Origin of the sequence: Microvirga sp. RSM25 (assembly GCF_044784385.1) — a bacterium.
Lineage (GTDB): Bacteria > Pseudomonadota > Alphaproteobacteria > Rhizobiales > Beijerinckiaceae > Microvirga > Microvirga tunisiensis.
The window spans coordinates 28115-53634 of the sequence record NZ_CP173039.1 but is presented as its reverse complement, the minus strand read 5'-3'; the positions used below and the strand labels follow the sequence as shown (position 1 = coordinate 53634).

Annotated in this window: 21 protein-coding genes; 10 read left to right on the top strand and 11 right to left on the bottom strand. The window is 65.1% G+C overall.

Annotation, left to right across the window (positions count from 1 at the left end; genetic code table 11):
• Positions 1–89: 89 nt before the first annotated feature.
• The 8 genes from ACD578_RS00245 to ACD578_RS00210 all read right to left on the bottom strand — a co-directional run bounded on the left by ACD578_RS00245 (position 90) and on the right by ACD578_RS00210 (position 8822).
• Positions 90–803, bottom strand: coding sequence for an aspartate/glutamate racemase family protein (locus ACD578_RS00245; RefSeq protein ID WP_404289830.1), 714 nt, complete (start codon positions 801–803; stop codon positions 90–92).
• Between the two features lie 7 nt (positions 804–810).
• Positions 811–1434, bottom strand: coding sequence for a 2-hydroxychromene-2-carboxylate isomerase (locus tag ACD578_RS00240; protein WP_152710803.1), 624 nt, complete (start codon positions 1432–1434; stop codon positions 811–813).
• Between the two features lie 56 nt (positions 1435–1490).
• The gene (locus ACD578_RS00235) at positions 1491–2039 is read right to left on the bottom strand and encodes an acyl-CoA thioesterase (RefSeq protein ID WP_404289828.1); all 549 of its coding nucleotides are present in this window, start codon (positions 2037–2039) and stop codon (positions 1491–1493) included.
• Complete coding sequence (locus tag ACD578_RS00230) at positions 2036–2545, bottom strand: DinB family protein (protein WP_404289826.1); 510 nt, start codon at positions 2543–2545, stop codon at positions 2036–2038. Before ACD578_RS00230 ends, ACD578_RS00235 begins: the two co-directional genes overlap by 4 nt.
• A gap of 190 nt (positions 2546–2735) precedes the next feature.
• Complete coding sequence (locus tag ACD578_RS00225) at positions 2736–4946, bottom strand: FAD-dependent oxidoreductase (protein ID WP_404289824.1); 2211 nt, start codon at positions 4944–4946, stop codon at positions 2736–2738.
• 26 nt (positions 4947–4972) lie between these two features.
• Entirely contained in the window at positions 4973–6181 is a 1209-nt protein-coding gene (locus tag ACD578_RS00220) for an acetyl-CoA C-acetyltransferase (RefSeq protein WP_404289822.1), read from the bottom strand.
• Between the two features lie 127 nt (positions 6182–6308).
• Positions 6309–8102, bottom strand: coding sequence for an acyl-CoA dehydrogenase C-terminal domain-containing protein (locus tag ACD578_RS00215; protein ID WP_404289820.1), 1794 nt, complete (start codon positions 8100–8102; stop codon positions 6309–6311).
• A gap of 309 nt (positions 8103–8411) precedes the next feature.
• Positions 8412–8822: a MerR family DNA-binding transcriptional regulator gene (locus ACD578_RS00210; RefSeq protein ID WP_404289818.1), complete on the bottom strand. Its 411-nt coding sequence runs from the start codon at positions 8820–8822 to the stop codon at positions 8412–8414.
• 362 nt (positions 8823–9184) lie between these two features.
• Here ACD578_RS00210 and ACD578_RS00205 point away from each other — a divergent pair, with 362 nt between their 5' ends.
• From ACD578_RS00205 to ACD578_RS00190, 4 genes are all read left to right on the top strand, one after another.
• Positions 9185–12391, top strand: coding sequence for a hypothetical protein (locus ACD578_RS00205; protein ID WP_404289816.1), 3207 nt, complete (start codon positions 9185–9187; stop codon positions 12389–12391).
• A 210-nt stretch (positions 12392–12601) separates the two neighbouring features.
• Entirely contained in the window at positions 12602–13531 is a 930-nt protein-coding gene (locus ACD578_RS00200) for a sulfite exporter TauE/SafE family protein (protein ID WP_152710815.1), read from the top strand.
• Positions 13528–14289: a TIGR02186 family protein gene (locus ACD578_RS00195; RefSeq protein ID WP_404289814.1), complete on the top strand. Its 762-nt coding sequence runs from the start codon at positions 13528–13530 to the stop codon at positions 14287–14289. The genes ACD578_RS00200 and ACD578_RS00195 overlap by 4 nt, the downstream gene beginning before the upstream one ends.
• 77 nt (positions 14290–14366) lie before the next feature.
• Positions 14367–15341: a nitrilase family protein gene (locus tag ACD578_RS00190; protein WP_404289812.1), complete on the top strand. Its 975-nt coding sequence runs from the start codon at positions 14367–14369 to the stop codon at positions 15339–15341.
• 192 nt (positions 15342–15533) lie between these two features.
• Here the strand turns inward: ACD578_RS00190 and pdeM are convergent, their stop codons facing one another.
• Entirely contained in the window at positions 15534–16235 is a 702-nt protein-coding gene (gene pdeM, locus ACD578_RS00185) for a ligase-associated DNA damage response endonuclease PdeM (RefSeq protein WP_162002884.1), read from the bottom strand.
• Positions 16232–18736 carry a ligase-associated DNA damage response DEXH box helicase gene (locus ACD578_RS00180; RefSeq protein WP_404289810.1) on the bottom strand — a complete coding sequence of 835 codons (2505 nt, stop codon included), beginning with the start codon at positions 18734–18736 and terminating at the stop codon, positions 16232–16234. Before ACD578_RS00180 ends, pdeM begins: the two co-directional genes overlap by 4 nt.
• Positions 18737–18829: 93 nt before the next feature.
• Between ACD578_RS00180 and ACD578_RS00175 the strand changes: the two genes are divergently transcribed.
• Positions 18830–19312, top strand: a complete 483-nt coding sequence (locus ACD578_RS00175) for a GNAT family N-acetyltransferase (protein ID WP_404289808.1) — start codon at positions 18830–18832, stop codon at positions 19310–19312.
• Positions 19313–19397: 85 nt separating this feature from the next.
• A complete protein-coding gene (locus ACD578_RS00170; RefSeq protein ID WP_404289806.1) occupies positions 19398–20219 on the top strand; it encodes an SDR family oxidoreductase in 822 nt (273 codons plus the stop codon).
• Here ACD578_RS00170 and ACD578_RS00165 read toward each other — a convergent pair whose 3' ends face one another.
• On the bottom strand, positions 20220–21149 hold the full coding sequence (locus ACD578_RS00165) for a methyltransferase domain-containing protein (RefSeq protein WP_404289804.1): 930 nt from the start codon (positions 21147–21149) through the stop codon (positions 20220–20222).
• A 701-nt stretch (positions 21150–21850) separates the two neighbouring features.
• Here ACD578_RS00165 and ACD578_RS00160 point away from each other — a divergent pair.
• The 4 genes from ACD578_RS00160 to ACD578_RS00145 all read left to right on the top strand — a co-directional run bounded on the left by ACD578_RS00160 (position 21851) and on the right by ACD578_RS00145 (position 25459).
• Positions 21851–22090 carry a hypothetical protein gene (locus ACD578_RS00160; protein WP_404289802.1) on the top strand — a complete coding sequence of 80 codons (240 nt, stop codon included), beginning with the start codon at positions 21851–21853 and terminating at the stop codon, positions 22088–22090.
• A gap of 137 nt (positions 22091–22227) precedes the next feature.
• Positions 22228–23283: a ligase-associated DNA damage response exonuclease gene (locus ACD578_RS00155; RefSeq protein WP_404289800.1), complete on the top strand. Its 1056-nt coding sequence runs from the start codon at positions 22228–22230 to the stop codon at positions 23281–23283.
• Entirely contained in the window at positions 23280–25013 is a 1734-nt protein-coding gene (locus ACD578_RS00150) for a cisplatin damage response ATP-dependent DNA ligase (protein WP_404289798.1), read from the top strand. The genes ACD578_RS00155 and ACD578_RS00150 overlap by 4 nt, the downstream gene beginning before the upstream one ends.
• Positions 25010–25459: a secondary thiamine-phosphate synthase enzyme YjbQ gene (locus tag ACD578_RS00145; RefSeq protein ID WP_404289796.1), complete on the top strand. Its 450-nt coding sequence runs from the start codon at positions 25010–25012 to the stop codon at positions 25457–25459. The genes ACD578_RS00150 and ACD578_RS00145 overlap by 4 nt, the downstream gene beginning before the upstream one ends.
• The last annotated feature ends 61 nt before the right edge of the window (positions 25460–25520 follow it).

Sequence of the window (25520 nt, the reverse complement as noted above, 5' to 3'; positions counted from 1 at the left end):
TGCGGGCATTCACGTCTTGAAACTGCTGTGGTTTCGAAGACGTGGATGGCCGGGCCAAGCCCGGCCATGACGCCGGAGTGAAATCGGTCTTATAGACCCTTCGTCGGTTTCAAAGCCCAATCGACAGCCGCCAACGCATGGATCGTCGTCGTGTCGAACAGCGGCACGGCGCTGTCCTCGTCGGAGACCAGCAGCATGATCTCGGTGCATCCGAGGATCACGGCCTGCGCGCCGCTCTCGATCAGACGCGCGATGATCGCCCGATAGGCCTGCCGCGATTCCGGCCTGATCTGTCCGAGCACGAGCTCCTTGTAGATGATCTCGTGCACGATCCGCCGGTCGTTTTCGTCCGGCACGATGACCTCGAGCCCATGGCGCTGCTGCAGGCGGCCCTTGTAGAAATCCTGCTCCATGGTGAAGGCCGTGCCGAGGAGTCCGATACGTTGAAAGCCTGCAGCCTTGATCTTGTCGGCCGTGGGATCGGCGATGTGCAGCGTTGGAATGCTCACGGACGCCGCGATCGCGTCGGCGACGCGGTGCATGGTGTTGGTGCACAGAACGATGAAGTCCGCCCCGCCGCACTCCAGCCGCACCGCGGCCTCCTTCATCGCCTCCGCGAGGCGCTCCCAATCGCCCTCGTGCTGAAGCCGCTTGATCCCTTCGAAATCGACGGAATACATCAGGCATTGCGCCGAGTGCACGCCGCCGAGCCGCCGATTCATCTCCCGATTGATGATGCGGTAATACTCGGCCGAGCTTTCCCAGCTCATGCCGCCGATAAGGCCGATGGTCGCCTGTCTCATGGTACGTTCAGGGGTTCGGCGTGTAGGGCGCGCGGCCGGAGCTCAACGCATCGTCGAGCAGTTCGAGCCGGTCCTGCCCCCAGAACACCTCGCCGTCGAGCACATAGGCGGGCGAACCGAAGACGTCGCCAGCGACGGCATTTTCGAGGTTGAGAGCGTAAATCGCCTCGGTGGTGCTGCCGGTCACCACATCCATGAGGGCGGACGAGTCGAGGCCCGCCTGCTCCGCGATTACGCTCAGAACGAGAGGATCGCCCAGGTTGCGCTCCTCCTCCCATACGGCGGCGAAGGCGCGGCGCAGGAAGGCATCGGGGCTCTTGCCGGAGGCCGTGATCGCAATGACGAACCGGTCGGCGAGATTCACGTCGAAGGGCCAGTGCTTCGGGCTGATGTTGAAGGACAACGCGCGCTTCTCGCGCCAGCGCTGCAATTCGAGGATCCGATAGCGCTGCCGCGCCGGATGACGCTGGGCAAGCGGCAGACCGCCGGTTTCCGAGAAAACCCGGCCGAGGAAGACCGGCTTGTAATTGATCTCGACCCCATGCTTCTGCGCGATCTCCATGAAGGGCGCATGGCCGATATAGGCCCAGGGGCTCACGAGGGAGAAATAATAGTCGATGATGCGAGGCATGGGGGTCCGATTCGGGGTTGGTCGGGCCGGAACGGCGTCGGCCTCACCTTGAACCATCAGGCGGCGCTCTTCAACGTCTCTTCCGCCATGAGGAAAGCCTCGACCTCGGGCGCAGCCGCGGGTGCCTCGGCGTTGATTCCGGTCTCGCCGAGCAGGCGGTCCATGGGGACGAAGCGCCTCGCCTTGCGGTCATAGAGCCCTGCCCTGACAAGAGCGATGGCGTTGAGGATAGAGCTTCCGCCCTTGGATCTCGAGACAAGCCGGTGCTCCATCACCACATGGCTGTCGGACCAGGTGAGGATGCGGGTTTCCAGAGTGAAGGAGCGAAAGGGCCTCAGTTCCCGCCTGAAGCGGATCTGCCCCGCGCCCACCACGGGCACCCAGCCACGCTTGAGGATAGGCCGCCACAGGCCAGAGCGGATCATGATGTCGGTGCGGCCGAGATCCATGAGTGTCCAGTAGCGCCCGTTGTTCATATGCAGAGACGTGTCGAGGTCGTGCGGCCAGACGCGGAAGGTGAGGCGCGATACGTCCCGCACCGGATCGAGCTTCGGTCGGAAGAACGACATGATGATCAGGTGAAGGACGCGCAGCCACAGGTTCATGCCAGACCCATGCCGGACTTGCGCTGGAAAAGGATGAGATCGAGGGACGGCGCCTCGAGCCCGAAGCCCGTGAGCAGGCCATGGACCTGCCCGCGATGATGGGTCTGATGGTTGAAGAAGTGGATCAGGGCCGGTGCCAGCGGCTGCTCGATCTCGACCGGGTTCGTAATCGTCTTGTAGCGGATGCGGCCGCCAAGATCGGCCTCCGACAGGCTGTCGATATAGGCGATGATCCGCTCGTCTTCCCTGTGACGCGCGTCCCAAAGGTCATCGAGGTTCTCGAACAGGATCGCATCGAGCCGGTTCGGCGCATCGCCCCGCCCGGAAAAGCGCTTCAACCAGATTTGGTCGGCGACGAGGAGATGGTTCAGAGTGCCGTGAACCGATTTGAAGAAAGCCCCGCGATCCGCGCGGTAATCCGCATCGGGCAACTGCGCGACGACATCGTAGATGCGCTCGTTGCACCACGCATTGTAGCCCGCCATCATGGCGAAGTGCGGTTTCATGGAGAGGCTCCTTCAGGGTCGTCGCTACCCTCGATTCATGTGACGCGGCAGAGCTTCGGTCAAGCTTTGACCTCTGACCCCACTTTCCGCCATGGCCGGGTCTGTCCCGGCCATTCCGAGCGGATCGGCGTGGAGCCTTTCGGAACGAGATCACCGGCACAAGGCCGGTGATGAAGAGTGCCAGTAAACCTCAGGCAGCCTTCTTCGTCCCAGCGGCACGACCATAGAATGTCTCGCCGCTTGACGCCATGTCGAGGAGAATGCGCGGCGGCGCGAAGCGATCACCGTGCTTGTCCTGCAGGCTCTTGCACAAATCCACGAAGGCTTTCGCGCCCATGAAATCGATGTAGGAGAGCGCGCCGCCCGTGTAGGGCGCGAATCCGAAGCCCAGGATGGAGCCCACATCCGCCTCGCGCGGATCGGTGATCACGCCCTCCTCGAACGTACGCGCGGCTTCCAGAGCCTGCGTGACGAGCAGGCGCTGCTTCAGTTCCTGCATGTCGACAAACTCAGCTTCCACATGCTTCGTCTGAAGATCCTTCAAGCCGGGCCAGAGGCGCTTCTGCCCACCTTCCGGATAGTCGTAGAAGCCTTTGCGGTTCTTGCGGCCGAGCCGGCCTTCCTTCTCTACTAGCGTCGTGAGAAGTTCCTCCTGCTCCGGCACGATGGCCGTCTCACCCAATTGCGCTTTCGTGGCGCGCAGGATCTTGAGACCCAGATCGACGCCGACCTCGTCATTGAGGGAGAGCGGTCCGACCGGCATGCCGGCCTGCTTGCCGGCCTGCTCGATCATCGCCGCGGGCAGTCCGTCGGCGAACATGAGATGGCCTTCGAGGATATAGGCGAGCACGCAGCGATTGGCGAAGAAGCCGCGGGAATCGTTGACGACGATCGGCGTCTTCTTGATCGCGCGCACGTAATCGAGCGCGGTGGCGAGCGCCTTGTCGCCCGTCTCCTTGCCCATGATGATCTCGACGAGCATCATCTTCTCGACCGGCGAGAAGAAATGGATGCCGATGAACTGGCCAGGACTCTTCGATTGCTGGGCAAGGCCCGTGATCGGCAGGGTCGAGGTGTTGGACGCGAAGATGCAATCCGGGCGGATCGCGGCCTCCACCTTCTGGATCACCTCGGCCTTCACCTTGGGATCCTCGAACACCGCCTCGACGACGAGGTCGCAATCCTTCAGGTCATTGTAGTCGGCAGACGGCGTGATGCGCGCGAGCAGCGCGTCGCGATCCGCCGTCTTGGCGCGGCCCTTCATGATCTGGTCGGACATGAGCTTGTGCGAATGTGTCTTGCCCTTCTCGGCGGCTTCCACGTCGCGGTCGATGAGCACGACCTCAAGGCCGGCATTGGCCGTCACATAAGCGACGCTCACGCCCATGAAGCCCGCGCCGACGACGCCGACCTTCTTCAGACTCGTCGGCGGCACATCCTTCGGCCGGCGCGCGCCCTTGTTCAGATCCTGCATGGAGATGAAGAGTGTGCGGATCATCGCCGCCGCCTCCTTCGAACGCAGAATCTTGGCGAACCAGCGCGATTCTATCTTCAGGGCGAGATCCATCGGCAGCTGCAAACCCTGATAGACGGATTCCAGGATTGCACGGATCGCCGGGTAATTGTCCTGCGTCTCGCGGCGGTAGATGGCGTTGGCCGGGGGCCAGATCTGCATGCCGGCGGCGGAATAGACCTTGTTGGACGGCAGCTTGTAGCCCTTCTGGTCCCAAGGCGCGATGGCAGAGCCACCGCTCCTGATCCAGTCCTTCGCCGTCTGCACGATCTGGTCGCGCGGCGCGACCACGTGGGCGAGGCCCATGTTGCGCGCCATGAGCGGACGGATCTGCTCGCCCTTGAACAGCATCTGCAGGGCATCACCAGTCTGCATCAGCCGCGCCACGCGCTGCGTGCCGCCGGCGCCGGGGAAGAGCCCGACCTTCACCTCCGGCAGGCCGACGCGGGTGGAATCCACATCCGACAGCACGCGGAAATGGCACGCGAGCGCCAGCTCGAAAGCGCCGCCGAGGCATACGCCATGCACAGCCGCCGCGAACGGCTTGCCGCTGGTCTCAAGACGGCGGTACAGCAGCGAGAGCTTGCGCGATTCCTCGAAGAAGAACTGCATCGCGGCCTCTTCGCCCTTCTCCTTCGCGAGCCGCGCGTACTCCGCGCCGAGGCCCTGGAGCATGGTGAGGTCGGCGCCGCCGGAGAAAGCCTCCTTGCCGGAGGTGATGACGCAGCCCTTGATGGCCTCGTCGCCGGCAACCGCTTCGATGATCTGCTCCAGCTCGCCCATCACCTCGGGGGTGATCACGTTCATGGAACGGCCGGGCATGTCCCAGGTCGCGAGCGCGATGCCGTCGGCGTCAACCTCGAAGCGGAAATTGGTGAAGTTCGTCATGGTGGTTATCCCCTTCCCGCCTGTTTTCAAACCCGCTCGATGATCGCTGCCGTACCCATGCCGGCGGCAACACAGAGCGTGATCAGCGCCGTCTGCTTGTCGGTGCGCTCCAGTTCGTCGAGCACCGTGCCGAGGATCATGGCGCCGGTAGCGCCGAGCGGATGGCCCATGGCGATGGCGCCGCCATTCACGTTGACCTTCGCAGGGTCGAGGTCGAGCGCCTGCATGTAGCGCAGCACCACCGACGAGAAGGCCTCGTTGATCTCGAAGAGATCGATGTCATCCTTCGTCATGCCGGCCTTGCGCAAAGCCAGCTCCGACACGTCGATGGGGCCGGTGAGCATGAGGGCGAGATCGGAACCGATGGAGGCAAAGCCCTTGATGCGGGCGCGAGGCTTCAGTCCGGCCGTCGTGCCGCCTTCCTTGCTGCCGACGAGCACCGCGGCCGCGCCGTCGACGATGCCGGATGAGTTGCCCGCATGGTGCACGTGATTGACGAATTCCACGTCCGGGTGCGCAGCGATGGCCACAGCATCAAAGCCGCCCATCTCGCCCATCTGCACGAAGGCCGCCTTGAGCTGACCGAGGGACTGCATGTCGGTCTGAGGCCGCATGTGCTCGTCCTTGGACAGGATGGTGAGGCCGTTCACGTCCTTCACCGGCACGACGGATTTGACAAAGCGCCCCTCGTCCCAGGCCTTCGCCGCGCGCTTCTGCGACTCGACCGCATAGGCGTCGACATCGTCGCGCGTGAAACCGTACTTCGTCGCGATGAGGTCCGCCGAGATGCCCTGCGGCAGGAAGTAGGTGGGAATGGCGATGCCCGGATCGACAGGCCACGCGCCGCCGGAGGCACCCATGCCGATGCGGCTCATGGATTCGACGCCGCCGCCGATGGCGATGTCCTTCATGCCCGACATCACCTGCGCGGCGGCCAGATTCACCGCATCGAGGCCCGAGGCGCAGAAACGGTTGATCTGCACACCCGGCACCTCTTTGCCGAAGCCCGCCTTCAGCGCGGCCGCGCGCGCGATGTCGCCCCCTGCCTCGCCGATCGGATCGACGCAGCCCAGCACCACGTCCTCGACCAGCATCGGATCGAGATCGTTGCGCGTGCGGATGGCGTCGAGCGCCGTCACGGCCAGATCGACCGCCGGAACCTCGTGCAGCGAACCGTCCGGCTTGCCGCGTCCGCGCGGGGTGCGAACGGCGTCGTAGATATAGGCTTCAGCCATGGAGGCCTCCCAGAATTATCATGTGCCATCCCGGATAAGCGAAGCGCGATCCGGGGCCGTTTTCAAGAGCGTGTACTCGTCATGCGGTCCCGGCTTTCCGCTGATGCTCCAACCGGGCCGTGTTTGATCAGAACGCTTCCATTGGCAGCGCCATGGTCGTGTCCGCGCCCGTGGAGATGCGGGCGAGCCGCGTGCCCGTCTCGGGCATCAGGCGCTCCATGTAGAAGCGGCCGGTCAGGAGCTTGGCGTCCATCCTGTCGGCGACGCCGTCGCCTTGAGCCTTCCTCGCCTGCGCGGCCTTCGCCATCTTGGCCCACATGTAGCCCATGACCACCAGGCCGAAGAGATGCATGTAGTCGGTCGCGCCGGCACCGGCATTGTCGGGTTTCGCCATGGCGTTCTGCAGGAACCACATAGTGGCCTGCTGCAGATGGCCCAGGCCCTGCTGCAGGGGCGCGATGTAGGCCTTCAGGCTCTCGTCACCGGCATTCTCCTGACAGAAGGCGCCGACCTCGTTGAAGAAGGTCGTGATGGCGCGCCCGCCATCCTTGCCCAATTTGCGGCCGACGAGGTCCATGGCTTGGATGCCGTTGGCGCCCTCGTAGATCTGTGTGATGCGGGCATCGCGCACGAACTGCGACATGCCCCATTCTTCGACATAGCCATGGCCGCCGAACATCTGCTGCGCCTTGACGGCATTGTCGAAGCCGAGATCGGTGAGCACGCCTTTCACCACTGGCGTCATCAGGCCCATATAATCCTCGGCAGTCTGGCGCTGCGCATCGTCGGAGGAGCGATGCGCGATGTCGCTGTTCAGCCCCGTCCAGACGATGAGCGCGCGCGCCGCTTCGTTGAACGCCTTGATGGAGAGAAGCGTGCGGCGCACGTCCGGATGCACGATGATCGGATCGGCCGGCTTGTCGGGGAATTTCGGCCCCGTGAGCGCACGGCCCTGCAGGCGATCCTTCGCGTAAGCCACGGCGTTCTGATAGGCGACCTCGGATTGCGACAGTCCCTGCACGCCGACGGCGAGGCGCGCCTCGTTCATCATCACGAACATGGCGTTCAATCCGCGGTTCGCCTCACCGACGAGCCAGCCCTTGGCGCCGTCGTAGTTCATCACGCATGTGGCATTGCCGTGAATGCCCATCTTGTGCTCGAGGGAGCCGCAGGAGACGCCGTTGCGGTCGCCGAGCGATCCGTCGCCGTTGACGAGGAATTTCGGCACCACGAAGAGCGAGATGCCCTTCGTACCTTGCGGAGCGCCTTCGATGCGGGCGAGCACCAGATGGACGATGTTCTCCGCCATGTCGTGCTCGCCGGCGGAGATGAAGATCTTGGTGCCCGAGATCGCATAGGAGCCGTCGCCGTTCGGCACGGCCTTGGTCTTGAGCAGGCCGAGATCCGTGCCGCAATGGGGCTCGGTGAGGTTCATGGTGCCGGTCCAGGCGCCTTCGATCATCTTGGGCAGATAGGTCTTCTTCTGCTCCTCGGTGCCGTGCACCAGCAGCGCCGCGATGGCGCCCTGGGTCAGGCCCGGATACATGCCGAGCGCCAGGTTCGCCGACGAGACGAATTCCTGCATGATGGTGTTGAGGACGGAGGGAAGCCCCTGTCCGCCATATTCCTCCGGCGCGGCAAGCCCCATCCAGCCGCCGGCGGCATAGGCCTCGTAGGCCTGCCTGAAGTCCTTCGGCGTGGTCACCGATCCGTCCGGATTGCGGGTGCAGCCCTCCTGATCGCCGGAGAGGTTCAGCGGCGCGAAGACCTCTTCGCAAAGCTTGGCGCCCTCCGCGAGGATCGCCTCCACCGTGTCGGGCGTCGCATCGGCAAAGCCGGGCAGGTTGTTGTGACGCTCAATCGGGAACACGTCGTTCAGGAGGAACATGACGTCTTCGACGGGGGCCTTGTAGACCGGCATTCGGACTCTCCCAGATCGGACACCGGCATCGAAGCTTCCTCTAAGGAAGCACACCGGCCAAGTAGATAGTTTACATATAAACCATCTTGCCGTTTTTGAAAGAGGTAGGGTGGGAAATCTTTGATGGAAGCGACGAAAGTCGATTTCCGGCCACGCCATAGGCCTATCCGCCGGAGGCTCGACCGGTCCTTCCAGTCCTGGCATCGCACAAGCGGCATCGCACAAGCGGCGACGCCCACCCGGCAGCAAGCATGTCGTCTGCTGCCGGGTGGGCGTCGTTGAAAGATCAGGTTTTTAAGGTGCCGCGATTCAGGCGGCGAACGCCACGCCTGCGCGCCGGGCGCGGAGTTCGGCCAGCGCCTCTTCGATCTCGATCTTCTGCTGCTCGAGATGGCGGATCTGATCCTCGATCTGGTCGAGGGAGAGCTTGAGGTTCATAGCCGCTCCATTGCCCGACCGTTCCTCCGCCAGCATGGCGCGGATCTCGGTCAGGGTGAAGCCAAGCTGCTTGCCCTTGAGGATGACGGAGAGACGCTCGCGGTCGCGGGCATCGTAGATGCGAGCCGTTCCGTCCCGGCGTGGGGACAGAAGACCGCGGTCTTCATAGAACCTCAGGGTGCGGAGGGTCACTCCGAACTCCCGTGCGAGATCGCCTATCGTATAAAGCTTTGCACCCTCTCCGGTCTCGCCGGCATGGGTGCTGCCTGCAAATTGATCCATGGAACGCCCCGTTATTTCTTCGTTACAGGGTCGGTGCGAGCACTTCCCCTTCAGTAATGATATAATACAACATGAATTTCAGGACTTGCAAGAGTATTGCGCACTTCATCTGCCGCTGGGGCAAAAGAAAATCCTCTTTCGGGGATTCCGATAGGGAAGATAGCCGATCTCCGGGCACCATTTGCCTCTAAATCCCCTCCGTTTAACGGGTTTTTTACTATGGCGGACAAAAGTTGCGGCGTCGGACGAAGGGTCTGGAAGCGACGTGATTCGCCTCTTTCAGGCTCCTGGCCCGGAGGCGAGCATCGGTACGGGGCCGTAGCCAGCCTTAGAAGTTCACGCGTATCCCCGCGAGCCCAACCATGAGACGACACGTCTTCTCAAGACCTGATGACCTGGACCTCGACACCCGCGAGCTGGTCGCCGCCGCGGCTCGCCGGGCCGGCATGAGCCTTGAGGACTGGGCCGCAGCCGTGCTCGAAGAGAGGCAGGACAGGCCGGCGTCCCCGCGCCGGAGGGCCGGCAGCGATCTCGAGAGCCTGATCGCCCGGATGTCCCCTCCGCCCCGGTCCCAGCCCAAGCGGGATTATGAAGCCCTGATGGCTGCCGTGGCGGCCGAGAGCGAGCGTCAGGCTCAGGATCAGGCCTCCCAGACGGCAATTGCGCTCGAATCCATGGCCAGTTGGATCGAGCAGGCGGAAATCCGCCTGAACGACGCGGCCCGCAGCTCCGTGGACCAGCAGGACCGGATCGCCGCCGTGCTGTCCCAGGCCCTGTCGTCCCTGAAGGACCGCCTCGATACGGTGGAGCGCCAGGTCACCTCGGAACGGGCTGCTCCACCGCGCATCGAATTCCCCATGGAGGAGGCGCTCAAGGCGCTCGCGCCCGTTTCCGCAACGCTCGTCGGCCTGCGGGCCGACATGTCGCGCCTTGCCACGTACCTGGAACAACCCAATCCCACCTGGGGCCCTTCCGTCGAAGGCATCCGCACCGAGATCGATGGGCTGCGCTCCGGCATCGAAAGCCTTGCAACCCGCGAGGAGATCGCAGCCCTCGACGCCGCCCTTGGGTCGATTGCCAAGGATCTCGAGCAGGGACCGACGACGAAGGATCTGCGCACCCTCGCCAGCTCGATCTCCGTTCTCTACGAGCAGATACAGTCTCTTTCGGGGGAGGTGAGCGAAGGACTGCACCGGCGTATCGGCCATGAGATCGACCACATCAAAGGCAAGATCGACGCGATGGCCGAGACGGGGGTAGACCGCTCCGTCGTCGATTTCCTCAGCTGCCAGATCGTTGATATGCGCCAGGATCTGGCGCATCGGGCCGAACCGCAGCAGATTGCCAAGCTTTCCGACAATATCGAGGTCCTCGGCCGTCAGGTTTCCGAGCTTCGCCTCCATCAGGTGAGCAAGAGCGACTTCACCGCCCTGAAGACGTCGCTCGACGATGTCTGCTCGGCTCTCTTCGTCACCGCCACGGCGCAGGAGACGAGCAAGATTCCCGAGCAGCTGGAGATCCTGGGTCGGCGCATCGACGTTCTCGCCCGACGTCCCGAGCCGGCACCGGCCGATCTCACCCCGATCAGCGAGCAGCTCGCGCGCTTGACCGAGCGGATGGCCAGCCTTTCCGACAGCCGCACCGAGAACGGCCACGCGCTGACCGGAACGATCGAACGGCTGTCCTCGCGGATCGAGGCCGTTGCCGAACAGGAGGCTTCCTCCCACGAGCCTCTGCTGCAGAGGTTCGACCGCATCGAGCAGGAGTTACGCGAGTTCGGCCGGCGGACGGACACCTCCGGGATGGCGCAGATGCTGCGCTCCATCGACGAGAAGCTCGAGCGGACGCCGCCTCACCCCGCAGGCCTCGATGCCCTCGAACGGCAGGTCGTGGCCCTGGCCGAACGCTTCGAGCAGATGCCCGGAGAGGCTCTGCACAGGACCCTTAACGAGGCGACCGGGCATCTCAAGAACCTTCAGGACGAGGCCGTCGGCATTGCCGAGCGCGCCGCCAGGACCGTGCTGAACGACATCCGCCCCTCCCTGCCGGATTCCGGCGATCTCGATGCGCTCAAGCATGGCTTCGTCGAGCTGAAAGCGTTGCACAATCGCTCCGACAAGAAGACGCAGGAAACCCTGCGCGCCGTCCACGATGCTCTGGAAGCGCTCGCCTCCCGCCTTCCGAACCAGCCCCCCTACGCCCCTGGCGGGACGCTCAAGCCCGGGCTGGACGTGCCATCCACTCCATTGCCGCCGGCCGATCGTCTCGAAGTCGCCGTGCGCAGGCTCCATGCGGCCACCCTGTCGCAGATCGAAGGAGTCGCGCTTCTTTCCTTTGACACGACTTCCTGCGAAGCCCTGAATGTCTCGACACCGGAGGCTCCACAGACCGGCGCAACCATACCTGCCGCTCCGGAAGCCGCCCCAGAAGCCGCTCTCGGCAACGTCCGCGCCAACTTCATCGCCGCAGCCCGGCGGGCTGTGCAGAATGCGGCACCGGAGCCGGCTTTGCCCGCTCCCCTCTCGCTCTCGAACCCGAAGGAGGAGCAGGCGGCTGAACCCGAAGAGCCGGAGGCGGATGAACCGATTCAGGCCTCCGCGTCCTTCTTCGAACGTCTGCGTCAAAGCTTCGACAGCCATCGCCGTCCTCTTCTTTTCGGACTTGCCTTCCTGATCCTGACCGCCGGGACATTCCAGATTTTGTCCGGCGAGCGGAGCTCCCTTGACCGGGCATCGACACCGGCCGGAAAACCGCAGGAAACGGCCCAGCCTGCCGCGGCGAGGCATTCCTCCCTGGCCAGTGACACCAGCGTCTTTCAGGCATCTAGCCTTGGCGCGGGGTTCAATCCTGTCGCCCCACTGGCAGCTGGACAGTTTCTCGTCGATCCTGCGACCATCGGTGGGATCCCGGCCGATGCGCCGGCTGAGCTGCAGCAGACGGCTCTCTCCGGCGATGCGGCGGCTCTCTATGAGATCGCATCCCGAGCCGCAGAAGGACGCGGCATGGCCAAGGACATGACCATCGCGGCTCATCTTTTCGAGCGGGCCTCCCAAGCGGGACTTCCTCCCGCCCAAGAACGGCTCGCCATGATGCATACGAAGGGGGAAGGTGTTCCGCTCGATCTCAAGCAGGCCGCGTTCTGGTACGAGCGTGCAGCCTTGGGCGGCAATATTCGCGCCATGCACAACCTCGCCACCCTTCTCGCCTCGGGCCAGAATGGAAAGCCGGATTACGCCGCTGCCCTGCGCTGGTACGGCGAGGCCGCCGAATCCGGCCTGCGGGACAGCCAGTACAACGCGGGGATCCTGCTCGCCGGCGGCATCGGAGCAAAGCCCGACCAGTCCAAGGCCTTCCAGTGGTTCTCCCTCGCTGCAGACCAGGGAGACGCGGAGGCCGCCCGGAAGCGGGACGAGATGGCCGGACGCCTGAGCGCGGCCGAAATGAAGGCCGCCAAGGCGGCTCTCGAACTCTGGCGACCGAGGGCCGTCGATCCCGTTGCCAACAAGCCGCCTGTCTCCGTCCAGGGCCGGACCGCCGCTCTGGATCGAACGCCGGGCAACAGGAGTTAAGCCTAGCGCATCATGCGGACAGTGGATCCGGTTTTTCGCTCCGAACGGTGCGCTCATCGAAGAGGGGTTTCGGGTCCGACAAGGGATTCCACCTTTTGGGTCCGACGCTCCAAGCAGGCTTTGTCATCTTCCGTTCAGAACATGACCGTTACACCGCCTGCATGATGCTGTAACAACGACGTGGCTGCACCGGCCATTGGGGGAACCGGGTTGCAAATCTATTTGCCGATTGCCGAGATGCCTGTGAGCGTTCTTCTCATCCTGGGGATGGGTGCGGCGGTAGGCTTCATTTCAGGGCTTTTCGGCATCGGCGGCGGCTTTCTGATGACGCCGCTCCTGATCTTCCTCGGCATTCCCCCGGCCGTCGCAGTGGCGACTCAATCGGCGCAGATCGTCGCCTCCTCCACGACCAGCGTGCTCGGAGCGCTGCGCCGCAATGCCCTCGACCACAAGCTCGGCGCCATATTGGTGGCGGGAGGATTCGTCGGATCGGCGCTGGGCGTATGGTTCTTCGCGGCGGCGAGACGGGCGGGCCAGCTCGATCTCGTCATCGTCATCTCCTACGTGACGCTCTTCACCATCGTGGGCAGCCTGATGCTCAAGGAGAGCATCAGGGAATTCTGGAGCCGACGGAAGGGCGGCGCGGTGCGCCTGCGGCGCAGGGCCGGCGAGCATGCGCCCTATCTCGGCTGGCCCCTGCGCATGCGTTTCTACCGTTCCAAGCTCTATGTCAGCATCATCCCGATCCTCGGGCTTTCGCTGTTCATCGGCTTTGCCGGCGCGCTGCTCGGCATCGGCGGCGGCTTCATCGTGGTGCCGGCGCTTCTCTATATTTTCCGGGTGCCGACCACCGTGGTCGTGGGGACCTCCCAGTTCCAGATCGTCTGCACCACCCTCGTCGCCCTCATTCTGCATGCCGTCACGAACCAGGCGGTCGACATGGTCCTGGCGATCCTCCTCATCGTCGGCGGCGTCTTCGGAGCGCAGTTCGGGGCGCGCATGGGGCGCCACCTGCGAGCCGAGCTTTTCCGCTTCCTGCTCGCCATCCTGCTGCTGGCAGTGGGCCTGCGCTTCGGCCTCGAACTCGTTCTGAAGCCGGACGAGCCCTTCTCCATCACGACACAGGAGACGCGCACGTGAGGATCGTCGGCGCCCTCCTGATCCTCGTCGGTACGATGGTCTGCGCCCGAGCGGAAACCCTGATCACGTCGCTGTCGAACCACCGGGTACTGATCAATTCGAACTATACCGGAACGCAGATTGCCGTGTTCGGCGCCATCGAGCGGGATGCGCAGACGATCGCCCGCGCCACAGGTTACGACATCGTCGTCACCGTTCGCGGGCCGCGCCAGTTTCTGACCGTGCGTGAAAAGGAACGGCTCGGCCCTGTCTGGATCAACCAGGACCAGCAGAAGTTCCCGACGGCCCCGGCCTATCTGAACGTGCTCAGCTCCCGGTCTATTGAGGAGATTACGAGCGACCAGCTGCGCCAGCGCCAGAAGGTCGGCCTGAGTGCCATCATCAATGCCCCCGATTTCACCCTCTATCGCGGCGGCGCGGACCAGCCCTTCCGGGATGCGCTTTACAGGCTCAAAGCGGAGGAAGGCCTCTATCTGGAAGAGGAGCGCGGCGTGACGTTCCTGACGCCCGAGATCTTCCGCGCCAGCATCGCGCTTCCGGCAACGGCCCCGCCGGGCAACTACGATGTCGACGTGACGCTCTTTGCCGACACCGTGATCCTGGCGCGCACCCAGACCCATTTCGAGCTGGTCAAGACCGGCTTCGAGGAACGGGTCGGGGTCATTGCCCGCGACTGGTCCCTGGCCTATGGCCTGGCAACGGCCGGGATGGCCCTCTTCTTCGGCTGGCTCGCCAGCACGATCTTCCGGCGGGATTGAGGAAGCGTCTCGCGCTCGGCTCTTTACCCGCGGGGATCGTCAGGCGATCCTGCCGGTTGCTCAACTCGGGGTGCACGATGATGCTCAGGTGCGGAACGGTTCAATTCCACCACAAGGCCAATGACAAGGCCTACAACATGGCGGTTGTGGAACGCTTCTGCCGGGAAGCCGCCGAGAGCCGGGTCAAGATCCTCGCCTTTCCGGAGATGTGCCTGACCGGGTACTGGCACGTGCGCAATCTCGGGCGGGAGCGCCTGGAGGAGCTTGCCGAGCCTGTGCCGTCGGGCCCCTCCACCCAGGCCGTCGTCTCCCTGTCGGCCCGGTACGACATGGCCATCGGCGTCGGCCTGATCGAGCGCGGAGAGGATGGCCGTCTCTTCAACACCTATGCGGTCTGCCTGCCCGATGGGCAGGTCCACCGCCACCGCAAGCTTCATGCCTTCGAGAGCGACGACATCGCGAGCGGCGACAGCTACACGGTGTTCGATACACCCTGGGGGGTGAAGGTCGGCGTCCTCATCTGCTGGGACAACAACCTCGTCGAGAATGCGCGCGCGACGGCGCTTCTCGGGGCCGACATCGTCATGGCGCCGCACCAGACCGGCGGCTGTCATTCACGCTCTCCCCAGGCCATGGGCCTGATCGATCCGGCCCTCTGGGAGAACCGGCACCGCAATCCGGAAGCCATCGAGGCCGAATTCCGGGGACCGAAAGGACGCGAATGGCTGCTGCGCTGGCTGCCTGCCCGCGCGCATGACAACGGCTATTTCCTTTTGTTCAGCAACGGCGTCGGCGAGGATGACGGGGAAGTGCGCACCGGCAACGCCATGATCATCGACTGCTATGGACGGATCATCGCGGAAACGTGGAAGGCTCAGGATACCCTGGTCGTCGCCGACCTCGATCTCGACCTCCTGCCGCTCGCCACGGGACGGCGCTGGATCCGTGGCCGCCGTCCGGATCTCTACGGCCTTCTCACGCAGCCGCAGGGCCATGAGCTCGCCCCACGGCAGGCCCGTTTCTCGGAGGCCCCTGTGGTGAAGGCGGAATGACTCGAGTCATTTACTGAAGGGCGCGCAACGGAAGGAAGAATGGGGATAGTGCGGGCATGTGGGCGGATCATCGACGCTCGCGTCATCACCGGCCTTGTGCCGGTGATCCCGATTGAAGCGCAGCGCTTCACATCATCGGGATGGCCGGGACAATCCCGGCCATGACAGCTGAAAGGATGGTATAGGTTGCTTTCAATCCCGGCAGAGCATCGCCCTGGCGATGGCGAAGATGCGCTCGGTGCCGATGAGATGCGCGGTGAAGCCTTTGGGGAAGAGCGGCTTGAAGGCGGCATCGCAGGCGTTGAGTCCACCCGCATAGGCGCCGAGTGCGGGCATGACGCAGCGGGAGCCGTCGGTGAGGAAGCAGCGGCGGCGCGTTGCGCGCCCGCGCATGACCACCTTGCCGACCGGGTGCAGGTGGCCGGCAATCTCGGCCTGCTCTCCTGCCGCCGGCTCATGGCGCAGGGTGAGGGATCCGAGCGCCATCTCCTCGATCACCTGCCCGCCGATGCTGTCGGGCAGGATGCGGTCGTGGTTCCCCGTGACCCAGATCCAATCGCGCCCCTTCTGCACGTCGCCGAGCGTCGTGCGCTCCTCGTCGCCGAGCCGCTCAGGCCCGCCGATGTCGTGGAAGCTGTCGCCGAGCGCGATGACGCACTTGGGGTCGAAGCGAAACACCGCGTCGGAGAGCGCAAGAAGCGTCTCGCGGGTGTCGTAGGGCGGCAGCATCATGCCGCGCCGGGCAAAGGACGAGCCCTTCTCGAAATGGAGATCGGCCACGAGCAGCGTGTCCCGGTCCGGCAGATACATCGCCCCCGTCAGATCGAGGAGAGCCGGCTGCCCCTGAAGCTCGATTTCGTGTGTTGTCTGTTTGTTCTTACGCAAAGCCGTCACGCCAAAGCCTCGTCGAGAAGCGCTGCTTCCGCCTCGGCCAGAATCTCGTCCGCGTTATCGCTATAGACGCGCTCGCGGCCGATCTCCAGCATGACGGACACGCTCAAAGGAGAAACCCGGTCGAGCGGCTTGTGGATGATTCGCCCCCGGATGCGCTCTAGCATCATGCCGAGACGCCTCACGTCGAGGAGTCCCGTTGCCGCATCCGCCCGCGCGGCGCGCAGGAGCACGTGGTCGGGTTCGTGCTTGCGCAGCACGTCGTAGACGAGATCGGTGGAGATTGTGACCTGCCGCCCGGTCTTCTTCTCCCCCGGGAACCGGCGCTCGATGAGCCCGGCGATGACGGCGCATTGGCGGAAGGTGCGTTTCATGAGGGAGGACTCGGCGAGCCAATCCTCCAGATCGTCGCCGAGCATGTCCTCGGAGAAGAGTTCGTCCATGAAATGAGGATCACGACCCGCGCGGGCCGCAATGTCGCCGGAGGCATAGACCGCGATGCCGTAATCGTTGGCGACGAAACCCAGCGGCTTGAGCTTCGCCCGCTCCAGGCGGCGGGTCAGCAGCATGCCGAGGGTCTGATGCGCGAGCCTCCCTTCGAAGGGAAAGCAGGTCATGTAGAAGCGGTTGCTGCGCGGAAAGGTCTCGACGAGCAGGTCGCGAGGCCCCGGCACGATGGAGCGGCGGCGCTGCTGCAGCAGCCATTCGGTCATCTGTTGCGGCAGGCGGTCCCACTCGAACGGATCGGCCAGGATCGCCCGCACCCGCGCGGCGAGAAAGGTCGAGAGCGGAAACTTGCCGCCCTCGTAGGACGGGATCATCGGATCCGCCCCGGAGCCTGCGCGCGTCGCCAGCACCTCGTCCTCGCTGATACCCTCGAAGCGCAGCACCTCCCCGGCGAAGAGAAAGGTGTCGCCCGGCGTCAGCGTCTCGGCAAAGTACTCCTCGATCTCGCCGAGGATGCGGCCGCGCGGCAGCACGGTGCCCGGCCGCGAGCGTGCCGTCCTGCCGAGCCGCACCTTGATCATGCTGGATTCGACGATGGTGCCGACATTCAACCGGTATTGCTGCGCGATCTTGGCATCGCGCACGCGCCAAAGGTCGTCCTTGCCCTTCACGATCTTGGCGAAGCGTTCGTAGGCACGAAGGGCATAACCACCCGTGGCGACGAAGGCGACGCAGGCCTCGAAATCCTCCCAGCTCAAGCCCGCGTAAGGCGCGGCGGAACACACCTCCCCATAGAGCTCATCCAGCTTGAACGGCTCGGCGCACGCCATGCCGAGGATGTGCTGGCACAGCACGTCGAGCGCGCCGATGCGCGCATCCGGCGTATCCTGCGCCGCCTCGTGCACGGCATCCAGCGCCGCGCGGCATTCGAGGATCTCGAACCGGTTGGCGGGCACGAGATAGGCCTCCGACGGCTCGTCCATGCGGTGGTTCGAGCGACCGATGCGCTGCATGATGCGCGAGGCGCCTTTCGGAGCGCCCACATTCACCACGAGGTCCACATCGCCCCAGTCGATGCCGAGATCGAGGGTCGCGGTGCATACCACGGCCTTCAGCTTCCCCGCGGCCATCGCCTCTTCCACGCGACGGCGCTGCGATACGTCGAGCGAGCCGTGATGGAGCGCGATGGCGAGGCTGTCGTCGTTGAGCTTCCAGAGTTCCTGGAAGGTGTACTCCGCCTGCAGGCGTGTGTTGACGAAGACCAGGGTCGTCTTGTGGTCGCGGATGAGATCGTAGATCGCCGGCATCGACAGCGAGGCCGTGTGGCCCGCGAGCGGCAGGCGCTCGTCGAGTTCGAGCATGCGGATATCGGGCTGCGCGCCGCCCTGCACGACGACGAGGTCGGCCAGGGCGTCGTCCGTACGCTGCGGCACCAGATAGCGCCGCAGATCGTCCGGCTCGCGCACCGTCGCAGACAGGCCGACCGCGGTCGCCTGCGGGGCGATGGTCAGGAGCCGCGCGAGCCCGAGCGACAGCAGATCGCCGCGCTTCGACGTAACGAGCGAGTGCAGCTCGTCCAGCACGACGCGGCGCAGGTCCTTGAAGAACTCCCGCGCCTCCGCATGGGCGAGCAGGAGCGCCAGTTGCTCCGGCGTGGTCAGCAGGATGTCCGGCGGGCGCTCGATCTGCCGCGCCCGCTTGTGGGACGGCGTGTCGCCCGTGCGCGTCTCGATCCGGATGGGAAGGTCCATCTCCGCAACCGGCGCTTCGAGGTTGCGCGCGATGTCGGTGGCGAGCGCCTTGAGAGGTGAGATGTAGAGGGTGTGAAGCCCTCGCTTCTCCTTCGGTCTGCCCCCTCCCCGCTCTGCCAGCTCCACCAGGCTCGGCAAGAACCCGGCGAGCGTCTTGCCCGCGCCGGTCGGCGCCACGAGCAGCACGGAGCGGCCCTGCCCGGCCTTGGCGAGCAGCTCCAACTGGTGGTCTCGGGGCGCCCATCCACGGCGCTTGAACCAGTCGCGGAAGGATTTGGGGAGAAGGGAGGCGGGGACTTGCGACATCTGTCCTAGACATAAGGTGCGCCGCGGCTTTCGCCAGGGAGCGCCTTGACGCTCGAAACAGAATTACATTTATTGCTGAATCAAGGAGATGTCATGAACGGCGGGCTTCGCGCAGCGGGACGGGACGAGCTGGAGGAGATTGGCCGGCTCTACCATGCCGTCTGGCAGGAGACGCAGGCTCCTCTTCAGCCGCCGGGCGTGGCGGCCGATCGCGACGAAGCATTCTTCATCGAGCGGGTGAGGCGCTTTCCCGTGCCGCCCCTCGCGGCCTATTTCGAAGGCAGGCTTCTGGGCTTCGCCGCCTGGGCGGAAAACACGCTCGGCCAGCTCTACGTCGCGCCGGAAGGGCGAAAGCTGGGTCTCGGCCGCGCCCTGCTGCTGGCAAGCGAACACGCGATCTGGGCAGGCGGCTTCGACCGGGCCCGTCTCCTGTGTCTCGTCGGCAATCGCGACGCCCGCGCATTCTACGAACGCTGCGGCTGGCGCCATGAGGCCGATATCGTCGAGGAGGCGGAGACACGGAGCGGGCCAGTCCCGGTGGCCTGCTGGGAGATGGTGAAGGATCTGAAGATGTGAACGCGTGCCAATGCTCGCTTGCCATCTCCCGCAAGATCATTTCAGCTTGGGCAACGCCAACAACGAGAATGAAAAGGCAAACGCCATGTCGCACGACTTCCAGTTCCAGAATGCCGTCGCCGTCGTTACCGGTGGCACGCAGGGCCTCGGCGAGGCCATTGCCCGCACCTTCGCCGAGCGCGGCGCCAAGGGCCTCGTGATCTGCGGCCGCAACGTGGAGCGCGGGCATGCGGTGGCACGCGAGATCTCGAACCAAGGCTGCCAAACGGAATTCGTGCAGGCCGACCTGGAAAGCGTCGAGGAAGCCCGTCAGGTGACCGCACGGGCGGACAACGTGTTCGGGCGCGTCGACGTGCTGGTGAACGCGGCCGGCATCACGGATCGCGGCACGATCTTCGACACGAGCCCGGAGTTGTTCGACCGCATGTTCGCGGTCAACGTGCGCGCGCCCTTTTTCCTCATGCAGGAGGCCGCCAAGATCATGCGGCGCGAGAAGATCGAAGGCGCGATGGTCAATATCCTGTCCATGTCGGCCCATGGCGGCCAGCCCTTCATCACCGCCTATAGCGGCTCGAAGGGCGCGCTCGCCACGCTCACCAAGAACGCAGCCTTCAGCCTCATGCCCTGGCGCATCCGCGTGAATGCCCTCAACATCGGCTGGATGAACACGCCGGGCGAGGACCGGATCATGAAGACCTATCACGATGCCGAGGACGGCTGGCTCGAGAAGGCCGCGAAGGAGCAGCCCTTCGGCCGCCTGCTGGATCCGAAGGAGGTGGCACGGGCCGTAGCTTTTCTGACGAGCGGCGAATCCGGCATGATGACCGGCTCGGTGATCGATTTCGACCAGTCGGTGGCCGGCTGCTACGAGAGCGCGCCGCACCCCTCGACGCCGCCGCAATACTGATCAGCGCTGCAGCACGCACAAGAACCCGGGAACCGGCACGCCGCGGTCCTCCCGGGTCGAGACGCGCTCGAAGATGACGAGCGTAAATCCAGCGCTGTCCGCGAGATCGCGAAGATAAGACTCGCTGTGCGCGTAACGGGCATCCTCGCCGAGGACGAAACCGTCGCCCTCATGCGCCTGGACGGTAAAGGCGAAAAGGCCTTCACGTTTCAGTACTCGATGTGCCTCCCGAAACACCGCATCGAGGCCCGCCATGTAGACGAACACGTCGGCCGCCACGACGAGATCGGCCTCGCCCGTCCGGCGCCTGCTCAAGAAAGCAACGAGTTCGCCCTCGTGCAGGGTATCGTAGAGCTTGGTCCTCTCCGCCTTCTCCAGCATGCGCGGCGAGAGATCGACGCCCTCGACCGAGGCGCAGTGCCCGGCAAGTTCCTGCGCCATTAGCCCGGTGCCGCACCCGAGATCGAGAGTCCGTCCGAAGCGATAATCCCGTATCCGCTTGGAGCAGGCCCGGCGCAGCGCATCGGCGATCAACTCCGGGCCGCGATAGGCGAGGCTCTTGGTCAGGTGCCGGTCGAATTTGGGCGCGTAATCGTCGAAGAGCGCCCGCACGTAGCCATCGGTGATCGCCTCGCCGGGCGCGAGCGCGCCGAGCCGGGCGAGATCGAGCCGCACGCCCAGCGCATCCTCGGGCTCGAGCGCAAGCGCCCGGCGCAGGGCCGTCACCGCCTCCTCCCGTAACTCCAGTTCGGCGGCCGAGCGGCCGAGCATGACATGGGCGGGGGCAAAGTCCGGAGCGAGCTCGATCACCTGCCGGGCCAGATCGGCGGCCGCCTCGAAGTCGCGCTCATCGAAGGCGGCACGGGCATATTCATAGCGGCGGTCGGCGCGAAAATCGCCGGTGGATCGGACGGTCGAGGGCTGCGGCATGGCTTTTGGATGCGGGAGAGCGGAAAGTCTGTCAATGGCGTACCACCGTCAGCCTGGACGCTGCAGGCGATCCGGGATCGTGTGACGAGGGTGTTTTCCCCTCCCGCCGAGAAAACGGACAACGCCGTTGCGTGTCATCCTCGGCGAACGCAACAAGGAAAGAAGCCCATGGCCGTGAGGGTGTGAGTGGCTTCCGTTTCTCTCCGCTGCGCGTCCTTCCGGGAATGACACCTTCCCCGTCATGGCCGGCCCTGTGCCGACCATCTCGATCCGGTGAGGCGCAGTGCTTTGCGGATCGGGATCACCAAGACGGGGGCGGTGGTGACGAGGCGTGTGTAATGTTCTCATTTTGTTCTTGACACTGTGTATCATCTGGGCTCGACCCGTGCTCATCCCGGCCCGACGGGGGCGCTCGCGGGGCGTCGCAGATGTGGGGCGGGGAGCGGTCCTGCAGCAGGCCTCGCACGCCGGTTGGCGGGAGGCCCTTGGCAGCCCTGTGCTGGTCCAAGTCTAAACGCCTAAAAGTCCCGCGTGCGAGGCGCCGTCCGGCTCTTCCCATTCCCATACCCATCGAGCCGGGCTGCCCAGCGCACCACCCTCGATCAACCTGACTGGCTCGGAGCCCACCGGCTCCGGGCCTACAGGTGCTGGCTCTGTGACACACATCATCCACCCGCAGACGTCATCACACCCTCCTCGTCATGGCCGGGCCTGTCCCGGCCATCCCGATCCGGAAAAGCGCGGCGCTTCAAACCATCGGGATCACCGGCACAAGGCCGGTGATGACGGCGGAGAATGTCAGGGCCGAACGGCGCAAGCCGAAGCGGGAGCGTGAAAACCAGCCCGGCACCGTCATCCCGGAGAAGCCCGGGATCCATAACCGCGGCGGCGCTCCTGTCGGGACTGTCAACGGCTCTGGATTCCCACCCGCGCGGGAATGACAATACCGAGGGTCGAGCAATCCATCCTGCCGCACTCCCGGCCGCCTGCCCGGTCGCGGATAACGACGGCGAATCCCGTCGAGGACAGCACTTCTCCTCGGCCTGACATCGACCGGCCGGACCCTATATTCTCACCCATGGCGCTGCGTTCCACCGACATCCTCACCCAGACCCCGCAAGGGCTCTACTGCCCCCTTGGCGACTTTCACATCGATCCGGTCCGGCCCGTGAAGCGGGCGCTCGTCACCCATGGCCATTCGGATCACGCCCGCTCGGGACACCGTTCCGTCCTGGCGACGCGGGAGACCCTGCTCATCATGGCTGTGCGTTATGGGGCGGATTTCGCAGGCTCCACGCAGGAGGCGCCACTCGGCGAGAGCCTGCGCCTCGGGGATGTGACCGTGCGCTTTACCCCTGCGGGTCATGTGCTGGGCTCGGCGCAGATCGCCATCGAAGCGGGAGGCACCCGCGTCGTCGTGTCGGGCGATTACAAGCGCGCGGAGGACCCGACCTGCCTGCCCTACGAAGTCGTGCCCTGCGACGTCTTCATCACCGAGGCGACCTTCGGCCTGCCGGTCTTCCGCCATCCCGACACAAGGACCGAGGTGCGCAAGCTCCTCGATTCCGTTGCCCTCTTTCCCGAGCGCGCCCATATCGTCGGCGCCTACGCGCTGGGCAAGGCGCAGCGGGTCATGGCCCTCCTGCGCGAGGAAGGCTACGACAAGCCGATCTATCTGCACGGCGCCATGGAGCGCCTGACCGAGTTCTACAAGTCGGAAGGGATCCCCCTGGGCGAAACCCCGAAGGTCGTGGCCTCGGAGCGTTCGAAGCTCGCCGGTGCCATCGTGATCTGCCCACCCTCCTCGATCCAGGACCTGTGGTCCCGCCGCTTTCCCGATCCCGTCACCTGTTTCGCCTCCGGCTGGATGCGGGTGCGGGCACGGGCGCGGCAGAAGGGCGTGGAGCTGCCGCTGGTGATCTCCGACCATTCCGATTGGGACGATCTGTGCCGCACGATCCGGGAAACCGGCGCCAGCGAGGTCTGGGTCACGCATGGGCAAGAGGATGCCCTCGTCCATTGGTGCACCACCCACGGCATCCGGGCGCGGCCCCTGCACATGCTGGGCTATGGCGACGAGGGCGAGGCGGAGGAGCCTCCTGCGGCTGGCGCGGAAGCGGGAGACGCCGCATGAACCGCTTCGCCGCCCTCCTCGACCGCTTGGGCTACGAACCGCGCCGCAACGCGAAGCTGCGGCTGCTCGCGGACTATTTCCGCCATACGCCCGATCCGGACCGGGGCTATGCGCTAGCCGCCATGACCAGCGCGCTTATGTTCAAGGAGGCCAAGCCCGGCCTGATCCGCGGCCTCGTCGAGGAGCGGACCGACCCGGAGCTGTTCCGGATGTCCTATCACTATGTGGGCGATCTGGCCGAGACCGTGGCGCTGATCTGGCCCTCCCCCGGGCATGAGAGCGTGGCTCCCGCCCCGGTCGCCCCGGTCATCGGCCACAACAATCCGCCGCCTCATGTCCCGAGTCTCACCGAGGTCATCGAAACCCTGGCGACCACGAGCAAGAGCGACCTGCCCGGCCGGGTCGCCGAGTGGATGGACGCTCTCGACGAGACGGGACGCTGGGCCTTGATCAAGCTGATCACCCGGGAGCTGCGTGTCGGCGTCTCCGCGCGGCTCGCCAAGACGGCGGTCGCCCAGCTCGGCCAGGTCGAGCCCGACGAGGTCGAGCTGATCTGGCACGGGCTGGAGGCGCCGTACGAGGACCTTTTCGCCTGGGTCGAGGGCCGTGGCCCGAAGCCCGAATCCGGCAATCCCGCCCCGTTTCGCCCCTCCATGCTCTCGCATCCCCTGGAGGACGAGGATTTCGCCAAGCTCGAGGCCTCCGAGTTCCTGGCCGAGTGGAAATGGGACGGCATCCGCCTGCAGGCCGCAGCCGGCCATGGCAGCGACGGGCGACCGGTGAAGCGGATCTACTCCCGCACCGGCGAGGACGTCTCCCGCGCCTTTCCCGATCTGGTCGAGGCGCTGACCTTCGAAGGCGCTATCGACGGGGAATTGCTGATCGTCCGCGAGGGCCGGGTCCAGAGCTTCAACGTGCTTCAGCAGCGCCTGAACCGGAAGGCCGTGACGCCGAAGCTCATCGCCGAGTTTCCGGCACACCTGCGCGTCTACGACATCCTATTCGAGGGCGAAGAGGATCTGCGCGGGCTCCCCTTCGCCGAGCGGCGGAAGCGCCTGGAGGCGCTCGTCGCCCGCATCGACGATCCGCGCATCGACCTCTCGCCCATGGTGCCCTTCTCGACCTGGGAGGACCTTGCCGCCGCCCGCGCCGACCCGGCTTCCGTCGGCGCCGGTCTCGATGCGGATGCCATCGAGGGCTGCATGGTGAAGCGGGCGAACAGTCCCTATCTCCCCGGCCGTCCCAAGGGCTACTGGTACAAGTGGAAGCGCGATCCCTACCTCGTCGATGCCGTGATGATGTACGGCCAGCGGGGCCACGGGAAGCGCTCGTCCTTCTATTCCGACTACACCTTCGGGGTCTGGCGCGATGGGCCGGGTGGACAGGAGCTGGTGCCCGTCGGCAAGGCCTATCACGGCTTCACCGACGAGGAACTGGTGAAGCTCGACCGTTATGTCCGCAATCACACGGTCAACCGCTTCGGCCCGGTGCGGGAGGTCGAATACGGCAAGGACAAGGGTCTCGTGCTGGAGGTGGCCTTCGAGGGGCTGCAGCGCTCGACCCGGCACAAATCCGGCGTCGCCATGCGGTTCCCCCGCATCAACCGCATCCGCTGGGACAAGCCCGCGGCGGAAGCCGACCGGATCGAGACCCTGGAGAAGATCCTGGAGCGGGGCGAGAAGGAGGTCTACCCCCTGCAGGACGAGGAAGCGAAGAGGCAGAAGGGATGAGGATCGAAACCGTGTCCGAAGGCGAGATCACGCGGCAGGCCAGCGGGCGGCTCGGCGTCGACACGCGGGGTCAGGGCTTTACCGAGATCACGGATGCGGCGGCGGCTTGGGTGTCCGGCACCGGCATCCGGCATGGGCTTTTGACCGTCTTCTGCCGCCACACCTCGGCCTCGCTCCTGATCCAGGAGAATGCCGATCCGGACGTCCGCCGGGATCTGCTGACCGCCTTCGATCGTCTGGCTCCGCGGAGCGCGGGCTATGTCCACTCGACCGAGGGTCCGGACGACATGCCGGCCCATATCCGGACCGTGATCTCGGGCGTCGCCCTGAGCATTCCCGTGACGGAAGGCCGGATGAGTTTGGGAACCTGGCAGGGGATCTACCTTGCCGAGCACCGGGACAGGCCCCATCGCCGGGATCTTACTTTTCACCTGATCGGGGCGTAATCCACATGATCGAGTGTGTCGCCTCAGTACTTTCCCTTAGAATAGCCAGGGTCTTCGATTG

Coding starts and splice junctions, on each gene's coding strand:
- ACD578_RS00205 (WP_404289816.1), top strand. CDS start 9,185: ATGAGACGACACGTCTTCTCAAGACCTGATGACCTGGACCTCGACACC.
- ACD578_RS00220 (WP_404289822.1), bottom strand. CDS start 6,181: ATGGCTGAAGCCTATATCTACGACGCCGTTCGCACCCCGCGCGGACGC.
- ACD578_RS00235 (WP_404289828.1), bottom strand. CDS start 2,039: ATGAACCTGTGGCTGCGCGTCCTTCACCTGATCATCATGTCGTTCTTC.
- ACD578_RS00240 (WP_152710803.1), bottom strand. CDS start 1,434: ATGCCTCGCATCATCGACTATTATTTCTCCCTCGTGAGCCCCTGGGCC.
- ACD578_RS00150 (WP_404289798.1), top strand. CDS start 23,280: ATGAACCGCTTCGCCGCCCTCCTCGACCGCTTGGGCTACGAACCGCGC.
- ACD578_RS00210 (WP_404289818.1), bottom strand. CDS start 8,822: ATGGATCAATTTGCAGGCAGCACCCATGCCGGCGAGACCGGAGAGGGT.
- ACD578_RS00215 (WP_404289820.1), bottom strand. CDS start 8,102: ATGCCGGTCTACAAGGCCCCCGTCGAAGACGTCATGTTCCTCCTGAAC.
- ACD578_RS00225 (WP_404289824.1), bottom strand. CDS start 4,946: ATGACGAACTTCACCAATTTCCGCTTCGAGGTTGACGCCGACGGCATC.
- ACD578_RS00180 (WP_404289810.1), bottom strand. CDS start 18,736: ATGTCGCAAGTCCCCGCCTCCCTTCTCCCCAAATCCTTCCGCGACTGG.
- ACD578_RS00145 (WP_404289796.1), top strand. CDS start 25,010: ATGAGGATCGAAACCGTGTCCGAAGGCGAGATCACGCGGCAGGCCAGC.
- ACD578_RS00175 (WP_404289808.1), top strand. CDS start 18,830: ATGAACGGCGGGCTTCGCGCAGCGGGACGGGACGAGCTGGAGGAGATT.
- ACD578_RS00155 (WP_404289800.1), top strand. CDS start 22,228: ATGGCGCTGCGTTCCACCGACATCCTCACCCAGACCCCGCAAGGGCTC.
- ACD578_RS00160 (WP_404289802.1), top strand. CDS start 21,851: ATGGCCGGGCCTGTCCCGGCCATCCCGATCCGGAAAAGCGCGGCGCTT.
- ACD578_RS00170 (WP_404289806.1), top strand. CDS start 19,398: ATGTCGCACGACTTCCAGTTCCAGAATGCCGTCGCCGTCGTTACCGGT.
- ACD578_RS00190 (WP_404289812.1), top strand. CDS start 14,367: ATGATGCTCAGGTGCGGAACGGTTCAATTCCACCACAAGGCCAATGAC.
- ACD578_RS00230 (WP_404289826.1), bottom strand. CDS start 2,545: ATGAAACCGCACTTCGCCATGATGGCGGGCTACAATGCGTGGTGCAAC.
- ACD578_RS00245 (WP_404289830.1), bottom strand. CDS start 803: ATGAGACAGGCGACCATCGGCCTTATCGGCGGCATGAGCTGGGAAAGC.
- ACD578_RS00165 (WP_404289804.1), bottom strand. CDS start 21,149: ATGCCGCAGCCCTCGACCGTCCGATCCACCGGCGATTTTCGCGCCGAC.